This is a genomic window from Nitrosomonas sp. (assembly GCA_016703745.1).
Classification (GTDB): Bacteria; Pseudomonadota; Gammaproteobacteria; order Burkholderiales; family Nitrosomonadaceae; genus Nitrosomonas.
This window is the reverse complement of sequence record JADJBK010000006.1, coordinates 1835370-1852905: the sequence shown is the minus strand read 5'-3', so window position 1 is coordinate 1852905 and position 17536 is coordinate 1835370. Positions and strand designations below refer to the sequence as shown.

Here is a 17536-nt window from a genome sequence, read left to right as displayed (position 1 = left end):
AGCATTAGGTGGTTAAGCTTGCAGTTCTATTTATGCGGTCTCGGTATCAAGCTCAACTATCTCCTGTTGCGGAAAATGACTCATCTGATAGCCCATCCACAATCTGCCGGCAATGAATCCGGCAATCGCATCAGCATGGTGTTTAAGTTGAGGGTTACCCATTTCTTGTGTTGTCTCGCGAAACAGGTGCAGCCAGCGCCTGAACAAATCCGCATTCAGCTCGGGCAAAGCGATATGCTTGGGCATAGGCGCACCTCGAAAACGGCTGGTACCGCGTAACTGGGCTGACCAGAAATTGGTCATCTGCACAAAATGGGCATCCCAATCGATGACATGTTCTTCGAAAATGGGACCAAGACCGGGATCTTGTCTGGCTTTGGTATAAAAATCATGCACCAGCTTTGAAATTTCTTCCTCGCTATACAGCGCCGGACTGGGTTCGGGAATAGGATTTTGCATCATAATGAATGTCTATCAACAATCAACGTCATTTGTAAAAATAAAAAAACCTGGAAAATCGGCCTGCAAGAATCGCCTTGCCATAACCGGCACATCAACCCGTCATGAGTTTTTATTTTCTCACACTTGTGGTCACACTTCGAATCTTTGTATATGCTTGAGTTTTCAATGCGCCCTGTCCAATGGGTTACCAACCGTATGTCAAGTTTCTTTCCAGCAGGGTTCATTGCTTTATTTCGTAATGTTCATGGCTTCCGGCATTGGGGATGCAGTCTGCTGCTGTTATTGACTGCCTGCGCAGAACCATGGAACAACCCCTACCCTGCCGCGCAGTCTGGCGAGAATATTCTCTATAATGCCTTTGCCGAACGGCCCAAACACCTCGATCCGGTGCAATCCTACAGCTCGAACGAGATTCTTTTTACTGCACAGATTTACCAGCCGCCACTGCAATATCACTATCTAAAAAGACCATTTGAGCTGATCACGCAGACGGCAACCACTCTGCCAGTGGTTCAGTACTATGATGCCAATGGAGTGACATTGCCTGCCGATGCGGAGGAAGTTGCTTATTCAATTTACGAAATACATATTAAGCCTGGTATTCGCTATCAACCCCATCCCGCGTTTGCCAGAGATGATCGGGGTGATTTTCTTTACCACACCCTGACAGCACCGGATCTCAAACAAATACAGAAAATAGCAGATTTCGGGCATAACGACACCCGCGAACTACTGGCAGATGATTATCTATACCAGATCAAACGCTTGGCACATCCTAAACTGCACTCCCCAATCTTTGGCTTGATGGCGGACTACATCGTGGGGTTACGCGACTATGCGGATGCCCTGAGTAAGCATGCAACAACCAACCCCAGCGACACTTACCTGGACTTGCGTCAGTTTTCCCTGCCAGGCGTGGAGAAGGTAGATGATCATACCTACCGTATTCGCATCAAGGGCAAGTATCCACAATTCATCTACTGGCTCGCAATGCCATTTTTTGCGCCAGTGCCATGGGAAGCAGACCGTTTTTTCTCCCAGCCCGGTTTAGCAGAAAAAAATATCACGCTTGACTGGTATCCAGTCGGAACCGGACCTTACATGCTGACTGAAAACGATCCCAATAGCGTCATGATCCTGGAGCGCAACCCGAATTTTCAGGGAGAGTATTACCCAGCAGAAGGCATGCCAGAAGATGTCGAGACAAATCTGCTACAGGATGCAGGCAAGCCGCTGCCATTTATTGACAAGATTATCTTCAGCCGGGAAAAAGAAAGTATCCCTCGCTGGAATAAATTTCTGCAGGGGTACTATGACGCTTCTGGCATTGGATCCGACAGCTTTGATCAGGCTGTGCAGATAAGCAGTCAAGGCGAGGCAGTCGTCACCGAGGAAATGGAGAAACAGGGTGTCCGTCTCGAAACGGCAGTGGCACCCTCGACCTACTACATGGGTTTCAATATGCTGGATCCGGTAGTCGGCGGACGTACTGAGCAGGAAAAACAGGCTGCACGCAAGCTGCGCCAGGCCATATCGATCGCAGTCGATTATGAGGAATACATTTCCATTTTTGCCAATGGGCGAGGACTGCCCGCGCAGAGCCCCATTCCTCCCGGCATCGAGGGGTATCGCGATGGCGAAGCGGGAATCAACCCCCTTGTTTATGAATGGCATAATGGCGCGCCCAGACGCAGGCCCATTGAAGCAGCCAAAAGATTACTGGCTGAAGCGGGCTATCCGGGTGGTGTCGATAACAAAACCGGCAAGCCATTGGTGCTGTATTTCGACGTTACCGCACGTAACGCAGATGACAAGTCGATACTCGACTGGATGCGCAAGCAGTTTCGTAAAATTGACATCCAGCTGGTAGTGCGCAGCACGGATTACAACCGCTTTCAGGACAAGATTCGCAGCGGTAACGCCCAGATTTTTGAGTGGGGATGGAATGCCGATTACCCCGATCCGGAAAATTTCCTGTTTCTGCTCTATGGTCCGCAGCGCAAGGTAGGGGATAACGGCGAGAATGCGGCCAATTATGACAATGCCGAATTCAACCGCCTGTTCGAACGCATGAATAATATGGAACCCGGCCCGCAGCGCGCCCAGATCATCGACCAGATGCTGACAATATTGCGCGAGGACGCCCCGTGGTTGTGGGGGTTTCATCCCAAGGAATACGCTTTGTATCACGACTGGTATCATAATGTGAAGCCCAACCGGCTCTCCAACAACAACATGAAATACTGGCGCATCGATCCCGATTTACGCGCACGCAAGCAACGGGAATGGAACAAGCCGGTTTTGTGGCCGATTGGTATCGTGGTATTTTTGTTGATGAGCGGGCTGCTGCCCGCATGGCTCGCTTACCGTCGCCGTGAACAAGGCCGCAGTTCCGCCATTTCAAGCAGTTGATCGCAACCCATCTATACAGATGCTAAATTACATTATCCGTCGAATTCTCTACGCCATCCCGATCCTGATCGGCGTCAATCTCGTCACGTTCATGCTCTTTTTTGTAGTCAACACACCTGACGACATGGCGCGCATGCAGCTTGGCACCAAACATGTCACGGACGAGGCCATTCTTAAATGGAAACAGGCGCGCGGTTACGACAAACCATTGATTTACCACGATGCCGCACCGGGTACCCAAAAACTCACCGATACTATTTTTTTTGAAAAATCCCTCGCCATGTTTGCGTTCGATTTTGGCCGTGCCGATGATGGCCGTGACATTGCCCTGGAAATCCAGAACCGGATGTGGCCCAGCCTGGCGATCGCCCTGCCGGTATTTTTACTCGGATTGCTCGCCTACATTACATTTGCCCTGTTAATGGTATTTTTTCGCGCAACCTATATCGATTTCTGGGGCGTAGTACTCTGCGTGGCATTGATGTCCATTTCCAGCTTGTTCTACATTATCGGTGGTCAGTTTCTGATCAGCAAACTATGGCATTGGGTGCCGATCTCTGGTTATAGCAGCAATATCGATGCCTGGCGCTTTTTGTTTCTACCGGTTCTCATCGGCGTAATCAGCGGCGCGGGCGCCAATTCACGCTGGTACCGCACCATTTTCCTTGAGGAAATGAACCGGGAATATGTGCGCACGGCGCGTGCCAAGGGACTGCCCGAGCGTGTCGTATTGTTCAGACATGTTCTCAAGAATGCCATGATTCCCATTTTGACCGGGGCGGTTGTGGTTATCCCACTCCTGTTTCTTGGTGGATTGATCACCGAATCATTCTTTGGCATACCGGGACTGGGCAGCTATACTATCGATGCCATCCAGTCGCAGGATTTTGCTGTGGTGCGTGCCATGGTGTTTTTGGGTTCATTGTTGTACATCGTAGGTCTGCTGCTGACCGATCTATCCTACACGCTAGTTGATCCACGGGTGCGCCTGGAATAACCACCATCGAGAGAGTATTCATTACCTTTGGAAAACCGGTACTTGAAAAGCATAAAAAGCAAAATAGTCCTGTTCGCGTTGATTGCAACCCTGTTACCATCGATAGGACTGGGATTGCTCACTTTCCGGCAGAATGAGGCACTGGTCAACGATGGTGTTACGCGGGAGTTACGCGCATTGACGAACAATGTTTCACAACTCCTGGAAACCTGGCTAAATGAGAATATTCTCGCTGTCCGCGCACTGGCAGCGGCCAATCCCGTCATTGAAGGACTAGCCGTATCCAGCCAGCCTGAAAACAGCAACGAGGTGGAACGAACACACAGCATCACGGCCAGTTATCTGCTATCGGTCCTGGGAAAGCTGAATAATATTACTGCGCTAGCCGTCTTTGACCTTGAGCGTAAGTTGATTGCCAGTAGCGCGATAACTCCCGAAGCCGGCGCTGCGCTGCAAGACTGGCCACAGGCTGCACCTATGACCCCAACCCATACCAATCACGCCGCCTCTCTCGCAGGCTGGGAGATCTATTATTCGGCGTCCAGATTCAGCATCATTTTCCCGGTGCTTTCTAATGAAAACACGCTCAAGGGTTATCTTGCCGCCACACTTGATCCTGACACCCTTGCCAGGCAACTGCGAGAAACCCGCAAATTTTCGCTCGGAGAAATCATTCTGCTGGATCAGGCTGGCCACGTTTTTCTCAGCAGCGCGACGCAACTCGATCAAACCGCGACGCTTGATCCGGGAATTTTTTCGGTATTACGCAATCCCGTTTCAGAATCACTGATTTACGATGGGCTTGTTTATCCGCTTGCAATCGGTCTGGTTAGTGCTTACGAGAAACTGCCTGCCTTCATTCTGGTAGAACGGGATTATGCTGACGTACAGACTGCCTGGGTCAAGCTGCGTGACCGCTTTCTCACTTTGGTTGCTATTCTGATAGCCGTCATCACTGCGTTTGCTTTATACATGGGGTACACCATAGTCGCATCACTGGAAAAGCTGAATGCTGCCGCGCGAAGTATTGTTGACGGAAAGCTGGACGTACATCTGCAAGTTCATCAACGCGATGAAATTGGTCAGCTGGCTGACATGTTTAATCAAATGACTGATGCATTACGGCACAAACATGCCGAAATCATGGCAGTAAATGAAGATATCCAGCAAAAGAATCAGTTACTGCAAAAATTATCCGTGACCGATGGACTAACCGGGCTATATAACCGCAGCAAACTCGATATGATTCTGGTCGACCAGCTGGCGCGATTTAAACGCAATAACCGTCCATTTTGCCTGTTGATGATTGATATTGATTACTTCAAGCAGATCAATGATGAACTTGGTCATATAATGGGGGACAAAATTCTCATGACGGTATCAACCGTACTGCTGAAATCCATACGGGCAATTGATTACGCCGCACGTTACGGCGGAGATGAGTTTATGATCATTCTGACGGAGACCGATATGGATGCCGCCATCAAAACTGCCGAACGAATACGAACACAAGCAAGCGCACTTTGCCAGGCTTTCGATGCCTCACCGGTCAAAATTTCGCTCAGTGTCGGCATTGCTCAAAGCCAGCATAGTGACATCATGCCCAATGATCTGATTGCGCGAGCAGATGCAGCATTGTATGAAGCCAAAAAAGCCGGACGTGATCAAGTCAAAATTGATTGTGGCAGAGCGTTATCCACATGAGCACCCGAAACCAGCCTGATAGCGTTTGATGGAATATAAAGATTATTACCAGATCATGGGGGTGGCGCGAGATGCCACGCAGGCAGAAATCAAGCAGGCCTACCGCAAACTGGCACGTCAATACCATCCGGATGTCAGTAAGGAACCTGGTGCGGAAGCACATTTCAAGGAAATTGGCGAAGCCTATGAGGTGCTCAAAGATCCTGAAAAACGCGCTGCCTACAACCGGCTGGGTGAGCGTTGGAAAAGCGGGCAGGAATTTCAACCACCACCAGAATGGGATCAGGGATTTGAATTCCATGGCAGACCCTTTTCTCAAACAGATGCCTCGCAATTCAGTAGTTTCTTTGAAAGCCTGTTTGGAAAAAGACATCAATCAGGCAGACCAGGCCAGGCGCATGGTTTTGATCTGAAAGGACAGGATTCCCATGCCAAAATTTCTATTGACCTCGAGGATATTTTTCTAGGTGGCGTTCGCAGTCTAATGCTCCAGCATACCGAACTGGGGTCAGATGGCAGACCGCAAATCAAGGAACGGACTCTGAATGTGCGTATCCCCAAGGGCATCCTTCAGGGACAGCATATTCGCCTGGCTGGCCAGGGAAGCGCCGGGCAAGGGCAGGGTAAGGCGGGTGATCTTTACCTGGAAGTGATGTTCAAACCCCATCCATTGTATAAAGTAAACGGTAAGGATATCTCAATGGAATTGCCCGTTGCCCCATGGGAAGCCGCACTGGGAGAAGTTGTCCAGGTTCCCACCCCGCAGGGCAGCGTAGATCTCAGAATACCGGCTAACTCCCAGTCTGGTCAAAAACTAAGACTTAAGGAACGCGGTATTCCAGGAGCCGCGCCAGGCGATCTTTATGTCACATTGAAAGTTGTGCTGCCACCCGCAGAAAATGAACAGGCAAAAGCCATCTATCAGGAAATGAGGCAAAAAATGGCATTCAATCCACGCGCAAAACTCAATGGCTAAGTGGAATGGGTTGTTTACCGGTTACCTCTATCCATTAGTACTGTCAGGATGTATCAACCATGACCAATACCCAAATTAAAATCCGTATCCAGCTTGACCCATCCGTCCAGCGAGCGGCATCCGATCTGCCTGACCCGGAATCAGAAGCTGACAGCAATCTTCCCGCTGACGATGAGCAGATTTACGATCGGCGAAAGCTTTTTCTGGCTGCATGTATATTGCTGCCAGCCCTCGCGGGGCTGATCTGGCTTATTTCTGCTGTGTGGGTAACTGATGAGATTGATCCTCAGCGATCTTTACCGGAATCATCCTCCTTATCCGAGATGCCAACCACAGCACAGATTGAACATGACACCAGATTATCTGAGTCAGCCAGGCTGCTGGGGGCCGCGCCAACCCACGAAACTGACGCTGTCACGGTTGCTGATGTGACTGATATGACTGATATTGCACCACCGGATCATGAAGCGGTATTAACTACGCGGGAAGCTGAGATCGCAGCCACTCCCATACCTCAGCCAACACCCACAGTAAAACCCATATCTTCTTCAGATAATTCTGCAGAGCTGGAAGTGGATCACGCGTTCAACCCACACTCGGTTACAGACCAGGTTTTTCGTGCGCAACTGACCTCTGCCATCAGCCAGCGTGAGCCTGTAGACGATATCAAACAGATATCGCTGGCAGGCCGATCGAGTCGGCCAGTCTATTTATTCCTGCACTTGCATAATCTGAAAAATGAGACTATCCGGATCAACTGGTTTTTTCAGGAGCAGTCGATCGCACAAGTGCTGCTGCCAGTAGGAAACAATGACTGGCGGACTTATTCCAGCAAAACTCTGAATGCCAGACGCCTGGGAAAATGGCGGGTCACCGCCCAAGACTCATCCGGCAATCTGCTGGCAGAATTTCCGTTCGAGGCGACACCGTGAAGTATTGCAGCCATTGCGCTAATGAAGTCACACTCCGCATACCGGAAGGCGACACACTGCCTCGCTTTGTCTGCTTGAATTGTCAATCCATTCATTATCAGAATCCCAAAATGGTAGTGGGCTGCATACCGGAATGGGAAAATCGCATACTGCTGTGCCGGCGGGCAATCGAGCCGCGCAAGGGTAAATGGACACTACCTGCGGGCTTCATGGAAAATAATGAAACCCTGGCACAAGGTGCTGCGCGTGAAACGCTGGAAGAAGCAAACGCCCGCGTGGAAATTCTCGATCTTTATGCTGCTTATAGCCTGCCGCACATCAGCCAGGTTTATCTGTTATTTCGTGCAAAGCTGCTTGATCTGGACTTTTCGCCAGGAATCGAAAGTCTGGAAGTCAGCCTGTTTGAGGAACGTGATATTCCATGGGATGAAATCGCTTTTCAGGTCATCCGCATTCCACTTGAACGTTTTCTGGCGGAACGCCGCACCAGTCAACCTGTCTTTCATACAGGACAGATCGATCACAATCCGATTTGACTTACCATTGTCCAGTTACGAGGGTTCCTGTCATGAAAAATAGATTACCTGGTTTTAACTTCTGGCCGATTTGCTTGCTGTTGTGGTTCCTCAGTACCCCCTCACTAGCCGGATTGACCGCCGACCAGACTGCTTCCACCTCGGTTGACATACTACTGGAAATATCACCAGCGAATCAGGCCAGCGAACCCGCTCAGTCTGCTTTACTCCTTCACTATGAACCTCTGCACGGCGGACTGCGGGAGGGAATGACCAATCCATCGCTAACAATCTATCAGGACGGTTATATTCGCGTGTTTTATCCCGCTTACATGAAACAGGAAGGAACCTATGTCGCTCATTTGAGTTCGGCCGGTTTGGAAAAACTTTGGCAGAAACTCATAGACCCACGTCTGTTGCAATTCGATTCACAGAAAATTCGCAACGAAATGTATTTTCAGGAACGCAGCAGAAGCGAACGACCTTCGATAAGGCAAGGGAAATCTGACGAGGTGACCGCTGTGGTGGAATTTTATCCCAATCGGGGATCCCCGCATTCAACCGCCATTCCGGGCAAGCCTGATGAGAAAAAGACGATTTCGTGGTACGGACTGAAAACTGACGCAATGCGCTATACAACAGTTGCCGAAATTCAGTTGCTTTACGAGATTTGCGAGCAACTTGATGCCATCATGCGCAGCGATCAACTCAGTAAAATTCCGTAACAAGCATGCATAAACAGTTCCTAATAAAGCTGGCGGTCACAGCAAATCTGCTAGTCTTGATTCCGGCACAGGCTGGAGTTTTCATGCTGAGCGACCAGTCTGCCAATACGATTACTCACCCGACCGGTTACAGCGGAAAAGGGGGTGAACTCTCCGTCTCGGTGGGTATTGCTTCACCCGAAATGGCCATTCCTACACTCAATGCCATTCATACCTGGAATAACCTGAAACCCCTACCTGGCAACGTCATCAAGACCAGCCATGACGTACCGAATGACCAATTTGATTTTGAATCCGTGTTACTGCATGAGCTAGGACATTGCATCGGCCTTAACCACCCCACCCTGTCTTCGGAGTCGGGTTTGAGTGGATCTGACCGGGATTACACCAAAACCATGCGAGGCACGAATAACCGGTTTGATTTACATCCCGGGCTCGATGGTGTCATTGGATCCGATGACGACCAGCGTGACGATGATATCAATCTGTTCTGGTTCCACCGGGAAAGCAACCATCCTTTCACCCATGCTTCGATAGTAGATAGCACCACGTACAGCCGGGATCTGCAGAATCTACCCCCAGGCCACCTGTTTGCAGCCAATGCCAGCCTGGAAACCGCTCAACTGCTAGGCTTCGGAAATTCAGAAGCCGTGATGCAACAAGGTATCTCGGCGGGGGAGACCCGCAGAGCGCTGAGCATGGATGACAGCGCGACCCTGCGTCTGGCCATGAGTGGTTTTGATAAAACGGCTGGAACAGGTGATGACTACACACTTGCACTTGAATTTGCTGGTGTAACCAATAACGCGGATATTGTGATCAGTTTTAACTCAACGGGCTTTGCCTCTTGTGAAATCAACGCCACCGAGTTAAGACCGGGCCACTTCGTTATCAGACAAGCCAATGTTTACTTTAATAACAATGTTAAGTGGTTTTTCAATACCACGCCTAATACGAAACCAGGACTGACGATAACCGCCAATAATAGCAATAATAGCGTTTCGGTAAGGCAAATCGATCAACTGTTGATCGATGTTTCGCTTTTGCCGGGCATCCATGAACAATCCCCCGCCGATTACTGGTTACGTGCCGAAACTCCAGTCGGGGAGTATTGGCTAAATGAACAGCTGGAGTTTGTTCGATCAGACCTGCCGATTCGCGCCTATGGCGGAATGCTGATTTCACTTAATCGCTTCCCCGTATTCAATATCCCGGCAAACGGATTACCGTTAGGGGAATACAGGCTAACATTTGCAGTTGACAATAATCAAGATGGGATATTTGATTCCAGCTTTACTAGCGGCATCACTATCGACATCATTCCATGAAGTTTCCCACCGATTTGCGTATCAGTGATAACTGATACGCAAACTGATGCACCCATTCCATCTGGCTAAGGCTGAAAAATCCTGCTTTTCATTCAGGGGATTATGATAAGGTGTGCCTTTATAGGAGGAGAATATTCATGGCTAAAGGGCAACAACGCAAAAACAAGGAAGCAAAGAAACCCAAGAAGGAAGCGCCACCGAAGTCAACAGGTATGTGATCGCACCCAGTCGCGCCATTGCTCAAATAGTGTTTCATTGAGCGCAGCAATAACAGAACGGCGCCAGGTATGACCAGACCAGTAGTCATCACTTACCAGCGTGCACCGATAACCACCGGCTTCTTCGAGAATCAGGCAGCCGGCAGCATAATCCCAGGGTTTCTGGCCGCCATGCAGGTATAAATCAAAATAACCGGCAGCGGTGTAGCACCACTCCAATGTGCAAGCGCCATAATTCCGTTGCGAAGCATAGGGCGGGGAAGCGGCAATTGCACCGGCCAATTGCCGATCCAGTCGCTTGAGGTCGACATTGGCAATTGCACGTTGCAGCGAAATCTGACGTCTGGATAGAGGTAATGCCTGACCGTTGAGATACGCACCTTTGCCCCGTTCAGCATAAAAACATTCATTGGTCGCGGGGTTATACACCACACCAAGTTCACTTCTGCCATTACGCATGAACGCAACAGAAACTGCAAAATAAGGCAAGCCATTCATGAAATTGGATGTTCCATCGATCGGATCAATACACCACAATCCTGAATGTCCTGCCTCCCACTGCTCAAGCTGCACTGCGTCCGCCATTTCCTCCGCCACCACCGCAGCGGGAAAAATCACACGCAACTTTTCCGCCAGGCTGTTCTGTGCCGCCGTATCCGCAACAGTATAGAAACTGCCGTCACTTTTGTAGATACGCTCCACCCGCAAATAACGCGGCATGATTTCTTCATGCGCCACCATTTTTACGGCAGCGACCATCTGCTCCAGCAAGCTCAATCAACCCGCCACTTGATAGAACAACCCATGCCGGGTATTTGCTCTTGTGGTCCGTGACCTGTTTGGGCAACCTGCACCATTGCCTCGAACAAATCACGCCGCAGGTCAACCGGACCTGCGGCCTTGCGGGAAGCGTCCAGGCGACCACGATATTGCAGCGCAAGCTGATTATTGAATCCAAAAAAATCAGGGGTGCACACCGCACCGTATGCTTTGGCAATGGCTTGTGTTTCATCCCAGACATAAGGAAACGGATAGGCGTATTCTCTCGCGATTCTGGTCATATTATCGAATGAGTCCTCCGGATAATCCGCAGGATCATTTGACATGACCGCAATACTCCCGATCCCGTATTCTGCCAATTCTTTGACATCACGAATAATCCGGTCACGGATCGCCTTTACATAAGGGCAATGATTACAGATGAACATCACCAGCAATCCATTCTTCCCTTGTGCTGATGCCAGGTTATAACGTTTGCCATCCACACCAGGAAGATCAAAATCCACCGCCTTCCAGTCAAAATCACAAACGGGGGTTTCCAGACTTGCCATATTATTTATTGCTCCCTTTCCATTAAGTGCTGCCCGCTATGCTTTATCAAAATTGGCATAACATCTTCGATAAATACAAATACCGGGCAGACCACCAAAAACTTCTTGCGTCCTGCATATAATGGTAGCATGGAAATGTTATCAATCTTTTTGAGCTGCGCGACTAAAAGCAGTGGTTGCCCTTGCTAGCACGCTTCTATCATCACGAATCCATATCGGCTGGCACAACCGTTGTTCTTGATCATGACAACAGCCATCATGCTGCCCAGGTATTACGCCTGAAAATCGGGGATCAGGTTACGTTGTTCAATGGCGCGGGTGGCGAGTTTTCGGGAGAGCTGTCACAAATCAAGAAATTGCAGTGCCAGGTGCAGATCAGCTGTTTTCACGATATTGAGCGAGAATCATCCTTGTCGATTCAATTGGCGCAGGCAGTTTGTGCCAATGAAAAGATGGATTGGGTTATCCAGAAAGCGGTTGAGCTGGGTGTGACGCATATTCAGCCGCTACAGACTCAACGTAGCGTCATACGATTGAGTGGTGAGCGGGCGGAGAAACGGCAGAATCACTGGAAACGCGTAATTATCTCGGCCTGCGAGCAATGCGGTCGCAACACCATTCCCCAGTTATTGCCCTTATTGATGCTGACCGAATGGCTGGAACAAAAACTCAAACAACCCAAGTCATCAGGCAGTCATAGCCTGATTCTATCTCCTACAGCCAACTTGCGCCTGGCACAGTTAACTGCACCCGGTGACGGTGAATGCACAACAATTTTAGTCGGCCCGGAAGGCGGATTTACCGTCGAAGAAAGTAAAGCGGCCAACCTGGCTGAATTTTCCGCCATTCAGCTGGGCAAAAGAATTTTGCGTACTGAAACCGCCGCTCTGGCTGCTATTGCCGCTATGCAATCCCACTGGGGCGACTATTGAATAAACTTCAAAATAATTGACATGCAAATAGATACGAATTTCATCACCTGGTTTCGTGCGGTTACACCTTACATTCAACTTTTTCGCAACAAAATCTTTGTGATCGCCTTTGGTGGCGAAGTCGTCGTTGATGAAAAATTTGTGGCGCTGGTTCATGATTTCAACCTGCTCGCCAGCCTTGGCATTCGTCTGGTACTGGTTCATGGTGCACGCACTCAGATTGAATCCCGCCTGCAGACTGATGCGCATGAAATTGCTTATGTGCAGGGAATGCGCGTCACCGACGCAAATACACTGCAATACGTCAAGGAAGCCGTCGGTCGCGTTCGTAGCGAAATAGAAGCGCGGCTGTCCATGGGGTTGCCTAACTCCCCAATGGCCCATGCCGCCATCAAAGTAGTCAGCGGAAATTTTGTCACTGCTCGTCCTGTCGGAGTAGTTGACGGCATTGATCTGCAATATACCGGAGAGGTTCGTCGCATCGATGCCGGCGCGATTCATGAACAATTGGCACAAGGCAATGTGGTATTACTCTCGTCGCTTGGCTATTCACCGACTGGCGAGATTTTTAATCTGACCCTGGAAAATATCGCTGCAGAAGTGGCCATTGCCTTGCAGGCAAATAAGCTTATTTTTTTGATGAACAAACCGGGGGTCTGTCAGTTATTAGAACCGGAAGAATTCCTGTTACATGAACTAACCGTCAAGCAGGGAAAAGTCTGGCTAAAACAGGCGATAGAATCCGGGTATCCGGATGAAGATACCCTGCTCTATCTCCCCTGGGCGCTACAAGCTTGTGAACGCGGCGTGGCACGCGCACATCTCATTAGCCACCATGTCGATGGTGCCCTGCTGCTCGAACTTTTCAGCCACGAGGGAGTAGGCAGCATGATCGCGCGCGATCCGCTACAGGTTATCCGGCAGGCAAAAATTGAAGATATTGGTGCCATTTTGCAACTGATCGAGCCACTGGAGAACAGCGGCATTCTGGTACGGCGCAGTCGTGAATTGCTGGAAATGGAAATTGACTATTTCATGGTTCTGGAGCATGACCAGATGATTATTGCCTGCGCTGCACTTTACCCTTTTCCCGATGAATCCGCCTGTGAGCTCGCCTGCCTTGCGGTACACCCCGACCATCGCAAAACTGGCATCGGGCGCACGTTGATCGACTACCTTGAACAGCATGCCAGGCAAAAGGGATTCAACCGGCTATTCGTCCTGACAACCCGTACCGCCCACTGGTTTCTGGAACGCGGTTTTAATCCCGCCACACTCGATCAGCTTCCACATCCCAGGCAACAACTTTATAACTATCAGCGACGTTCCAAAGTATTTCAGAAAACGCTGACTGAAAATCAACCAAAATAACCCTGATATTCATCAGCACATCCTGGCTTAGCCATCATATCAGCTCCATAAAAGACCCCGCAGATCAACGGCACCCTTTCCTGGCATCGCTGGAGCGCTTTGTTGGACGTTAATTCATTTCTGTCCTTCAGTGGGGCAAAGGCATCTGATTTCAGGTTAAGTGTATTTAGTAAACCGTCACCGTAATTCCACCGTAATTCCGTAATTCTATGAAGATAAATTTTAATAATTGTAATGCCAGCCGCTATTTCGCCAATGCCAACGATATGAATAACCTGAATACCAATTGTTATAAAACATTTGCTGCCAGTGTTTACGCCATTGAAAATCATCCAGTTCTGATTTTCGCGCCTCATTTGCTATTTTCAACAATTCCAGGGCTTCTTTATCCCCCTGACCGGCAGTCATATTGAGCCACTTTTGCGCTTCTCCGTAATCGGCACCCATTTCACCTAGTCCGGTCAGATAGACTCGCCCTAATGCTTTTTGAGCCTCAAAATCACCTCTCTCAGCAGCTTCTCGCATCCATTTAATCGATTTGTAACTATCTTGACGCACGCCATCACCTCTAAAAAAACGCAGCGCAAGATCATAAGCAGCACGCGAATCGGTTGCGGCTATTTTTTCCAAGGCTTGGATCTTAATTTCTTCGGGTGAATTCATGTCTTCAGGTTTGAATGAGGTATAATTTTTCGGTCGTTCATTACAACCCTGATCGTCACAAATAGTGATGGTTTCCGGCCTGGGCTTTTCATGAGCACAGGCGGACAGCAGTAATAACGTCAGAAACACTGGCAACAATTTTGTTAGTAGCTGTTTAGACTTCACAAGTAAATTCCCCTATAACCTTGTTCAATTATTATGCATTATTCATCCAGTTTGACATGGACGTTGAGCATATTAAATCAAAACGATAACTTTTTCTCATGAGGTGTGTTTATGGTCATCAAACCATTTAGGCAATTGTCTGCTTTAATTTCCGTACTTATACTGAACGGCTGTGTTCAACCCGGTGTGCAGACCGGCGGCAGCAGTAATTTAATATCGGGATCAGCGGGCGGCGGGACCAGCGTAAATGCCAACAAATCACTGGAACGCTGCGCCACGCCACTTGGCACTCTTGCTGTAAGCGATGGTCGAATCACTGGTGCGCATGGCGTTACCACTGTCGATCCACTACTCCGGCTTGCTGTTCAGCAATCCAATTGTTTTGTGATTACCTCTATTGGCAACATGGCTACCGAAGCACAACTGGATCGCATTCTGGATAAACAAAGAAATTCTGGTGAAGTCCGCGCCGGTTCCAAACAACACAAAGGCCAGCAAGTTGCTGCGGATTATTTTTTAGAACCACAAATTATTGTTAATAATGAATCAACCAGTGGTGGTGCCGCTAGCGTGGGTGGCGCCTTATTAAATATCGGCCTGGGTGCAGCGGGTTTGGGCGGCATTGCCGGTGCTGCTGGTGCACTTTCCGGATCAGTGGGAACCAGGACTTCCGATGTGGCCTTGACGCTTACCGATATTCGTTCAAGAGTTCAAATTGCCATTGCTCAAGGTAGCTCTACTGCCAACAATATGAGTCGCACGGGAGCAGGCGCATTCGGTGGCTGGAGCGGCCTATTCGGTGGCGCTATCGGCGGAGGTATCAGCGCTTACAGCCGCACACCCGAAGGTATTGCGGTAGCAGCAGCTTTTTTTGATGCTTACAACGGGATGGTGCAATCGCTTAAAAACTATAAAGCACAGGAAGTTAAAGGGGGTTTAGGTCGTGGTGGCGCTTTAGGTGTTGGTGAATAAGTTAACTGTGACCACAATAAAGCCCCAATTGCTTTATGCAACCGGGGCTTTATTGTGGTGGTCCATTTGCAACCGAACCAGGCAGTTTCTATTTTTTGTCAGAATGAGATCCATCGGATTTATTTGAGTTGCGAAATCAGATGCGCCGTTTTACACTTCTCCTTTACCAAAATAGCTCGGAATATCTTTGTATCAGGTAGGCTTTTTTAACCAACCAGGAGTCTGGATGTGATGAATGATTTAGGAGTCAACAACCGACGAGGATGGGAAAGAAGATCACCGATTGGTCTCTTCTGTCCCTATCAGCTTGGAATCAAGAACGGCAGACGTAGTAACGTGCGACGTGCTGAAGCAAGTGCTGCATATGTTGATAACTACGCCTGGCACATTGGTTTTTGTTGCCTGGCAATCGTGCTACTGAGCGCGACCGACGCCTTTCTGACGCTCAATATTCTGGCTCGCGGCGGAATGGAGCTCAATGAATTCATGGCCGTGCTGATTGAAGATAACACCTCTAAATTTGTGATGTTCAAACTGGCGCTAACATCCTTGGCCGCTGTTTTTCTGGTCATTCATCATGAAGTTGAAATTATGGCCAGATTTCGTTGCAAAAATCTACTATACGCCATATTGACCGGTTATCTGTGTCTAGTGAGTTACGAACTGATCCTGCTCAATTTTATCATTCCAGTCTACTAAACGAGAGATCATGGAGCAACCAGGGCGATGGCTGATGTTCGCTGGCGCGGCAATATTGGCGTTAGGGTTCGTACTGCATTTTGCTCCCTGGCTGCTGAGCTGGTTTGGTAAATTACCGGGCGATATTCGAATTGAAACCGGGCGCGGCAGGATTTTTATCCCAATTACCTCAATGATTCTGATTAGTATTGTGCTGAGTATCGCTGTCAATCTGTTCAGAAAATAATTAGCTAACCCAAGATGGTGTTTGACATATCGCATCAGAAACTTCTGGTTTTTCCATGAACATCACCTTTATCGGCGGCGGTAACATGGCAGCCGCGATGATTGGCGGCTTGCTGCAACGGGGATCTTCCCCTGAAATGGTGACCGTTGCCGAAGTTAATGCGGACAGGCGCGCACAACTTCAGCACCAGTTTGGCATCCACGCCAGTCCTACTGTAATTGAGGCAGGCATAAATTCTGAAATCTGTGTATTGGCAGTTAAACCGCAGCAACTGCGGACCGTGGCAACTGAAAATGCCACACTATTGCACGATAAACTGGTCATTTCAATCGCGGCCGGTATTCGCGCAGCGGATTTAAGTGTCTGGATGGGTAACCACCCGCGTATCATACGCGCTATGCCCAATACTCCCTGCCTGATCGGAAAAGGTATGACCGGCTTGTATGCGCTACCAGGTGTGGGTGTTACACAAAAATTGCAGGCAGCTGATGTTCTTGGTGCGGTTGGCTCCGTGATCTGGTTTGACGATGAAGCTCAGCTGGATGCCGTTACGGCCATATCAGGCAGTGGTCCCGCCTATGTGTTTTATCTGCTGGAGGCCATGCAGCAAGCGGGAACAGAACTGGGGTTGTCTCCCGAAACCGCACGACAGCTTTCGCTGGAAACCTTTGTTGGTGCATCCCTGTTGGCTGCGGAGAGCCATGAATCCTTCAGTACATTGCGTGCTCGCGTTACCTCACCCGGAGGCACTACCGAACAGGCAATTCTCTCTTTGGAAAAGGCTAATGTTAAATCCGCACTGACAACTGCAATTGAAGCCGCATACAAACGCTCACAGGAAATTGGCCATATCCTGGGTCAATCTTGATGTACACAACCAATCTCTGACTTAATCACTCTAAAATAGC

At 49.2% G+C, this 17536-nt stretch carries 18 protein-coding genes; 14 read left to right on the top strand and 4 right to left on the bottom strand.

What is annotated here, in order from left to right:
* Positions 1 to 30: 30 nt before the first annotated feature.
* The gene (locus IPG31_09910) at positions 31 to 462 is read right to left on the bottom strand and encodes a group III truncated hemoglobin (protein ID MBK6618644.1); all 432 of its coding nucleotides are present in this window, start codon (positions 460 to 462) and stop codon (positions 31 to 33) included.
* A gap of 195 nt (positions 463 to 657) precedes the next feature.
* Between IPG31_09910 and IPG31_09905 the strand changes: the two genes are divergently transcribed.
* The 8 genes from IPG31_09905 (at position 658) to IPG31_09870 (ending at position 10051) form a co-directional block, all read left to right on the top strand.
* On the top strand, positions 658 to 2874 hold the full coding sequence (locus IPG31_09905; protein ID MBK6618643.1) for an ABC transporter substrate-binding protein: 2217 nt from the start codon (positions 658 to 660) through the stop codon (positions 2872 to 2874).
* 19 nt (positions 2875 to 2893) lie between these two features.
* Entirely contained in the window at positions 2894 to 3871 is a 978-nt protein-coding gene (locus IPG31_09900) for an ABC transporter permease (GenBank protein MBK6618642.1), read from the top strand.
* A 42-nt stretch (positions 3872 to 3913) separates the two neighbouring features.
* Entirely contained in the window at positions 3914 to 5575 is a 1662-nt protein-coding gene (locus IPG31_09895; protein ID MBK6618641.1) for a diguanylate cyclase, read from the top strand.
* Positions 5576 to 5603: 28 nt separating this feature from the next.
* Entirely contained in the window at positions 5604 to 6551 is a 948-nt protein-coding gene (locus IPG31_09890) for a DnaJ domain-containing protein (GenBank protein MBK6618640.1), read from the top strand.
* 59 nt (positions 6552 to 6610) lie between these two features.
* Positions 6611 to 7483: a DUF2914 domain-containing protein gene (locus IPG31_09885; protein ID MBK6618639.1), complete on the top strand. Its 873-nt coding sequence runs from the start codon at positions 6611 to 6613 to the stop codon at positions 7481 to 7483.
* Complete coding sequence (locus IPG31_09880; protein ID MBK6618638.1) at positions 7480 to 8019, top strand: NUDIX hydrolase; 540 nt, start codon at positions 7480 to 7482, stop codon at positions 8017 to 8019. Before IPG31_09885 ends, IPG31_09880 begins: the two co-directional genes overlap by 4 nt.
* A 32-nt stretch (positions 8020 to 8051) precedes the next feature.
* Complete coding sequence (locus IPG31_09875; protein ID MBK6618637.1) at positions 8052 to 8723, top strand: hypothetical protein; 672 nt, start codon at positions 8052 to 8054, stop codon at positions 8721 to 8723.
* An 83-nt stretch (positions 8724 to 8806) separates the two neighbouring features.
* Entirely contained in the window at positions 8807 to 10051 is a 1245-nt protein-coding gene (locus tag IPG31_09870; GenBank protein MBK6618636.1) for a hypothetical protein, read from the top strand.
* A 203-nt stretch (positions 10052 to 10254) separates the two neighbouring features.
* Here the strand turns inward: IPG31_09870 and IPG31_09865 are convergent, their stop codons facing one another.
* Together IPG31_09865 and IPG31_09860 are read right to left on the bottom strand one after the other, a co-directional pair.
* The gene (locus IPG31_09865; protein MBK6618635.1) at positions 10255 to 11040 is read right to left on the bottom strand and encodes an inositol monophosphatase family protein; all 786 of its coding nucleotides are present in this window, start codon (positions 11038 to 11040) and stop codon (positions 10255 to 10257) included.
* A gap of 2 nt (positions 11041 to 11042) precedes the next feature.
* Positions 11043 to 11600: a thioredoxin family protein gene (locus tag IPG31_09860; GenBank protein ID MBK6618634.1), complete on the bottom strand. Its 558-nt coding sequence runs from the start codon at positions 11598 to 11600 to the stop codon at positions 11043 to 11045.
* Between the two features lie 182 nt (positions 11601 to 11782).
* Between IPG31_09860 and IPG31_09855 the strand changes: the two genes are divergently transcribed.
* Together IPG31_09855 and argA are read left to right on the top strand one after the other, a co-directional pair.
* A complete protein-coding gene (locus IPG31_09855; protein ID MBK6618633.1) occupies positions 11783 to 12532 on the top strand; it encodes a 16S rRNA (uracil(1498)-N(3))-methyltransferase in 750 nt (249 codons plus the stop codon).
* Between the two features lie 21 nt (positions 12533 to 12553).
* Entirely contained in the window at positions 12554 to 13903 is a 1350-nt protein-coding gene (gene argA, locus IPG31_09850) for an amino-acid N-acetyltransferase (protein MBK6618632.1), read from the top strand.
* Positions 13904 to 14125: 222 nt separating this feature from the next.
* Here argA and IPG31_09845 read toward each other — a convergent pair whose 3' ends face one another.
* Complete coding sequence (locus IPG31_09845) at positions 14126 to 14731, bottom strand: SEL1-like repeat protein (GenBank protein MBK6618631.1); 606 nt, start codon at positions 14729 to 14731, stop codon at positions 14126 to 14128.
* A 111-nt stretch (positions 14732 to 14842) separates the two neighbouring features.
* Between IPG31_09845 and IPG31_09840 the strand changes: the two genes are divergently transcribed.
* The 4 genes from IPG31_09840 (at position 14843) to IPG31_09825 (ending at position 17496) form a co-directional block, all read left to right on the top strand.
* Positions 14843 to 15703, top strand: coding sequence for a hypothetical protein (locus IPG31_09840; protein MBK6618630.1), 861 nt, complete (start codon positions 14843 to 14845; stop codon positions 15701 to 15703).
* A gap of 231 nt (positions 15704 to 15934) precedes the next feature.
* Complete coding sequence (locus tag IPG31_09835) at positions 15935 to 16402, top strand: hypothetical protein (protein MBK6618629.1); 468 nt, start codon at positions 15935 to 15937, stop codon at positions 16400 to 16402.
* A gap of 10 nt (positions 16403 to 16412) precedes the next feature.
* Positions 16413 to 16628: a DUF2905 domain-containing protein gene (locus tag IPG31_09830; GenBank protein ID MBK6618628.1), complete on the top strand. Its 216-nt coding sequence runs from the start codon at positions 16413 to 16415 to the stop codon at positions 16626 to 16628.
* A 55-nt stretch (positions 16629 to 16683) separates the two neighbouring features.
* On the top strand, positions 16684 to 17496 hold the full coding sequence (locus IPG31_09825) for a pyrroline-5-carboxylate reductase (GenBank protein ID MBK6618627.1): 813 nt from the start codon (positions 16684 to 16686) through the stop codon (positions 17494 to 17496).
* The last annotated feature ends 40 nt before the right edge of the window (positions 17497 to 17536 follow it).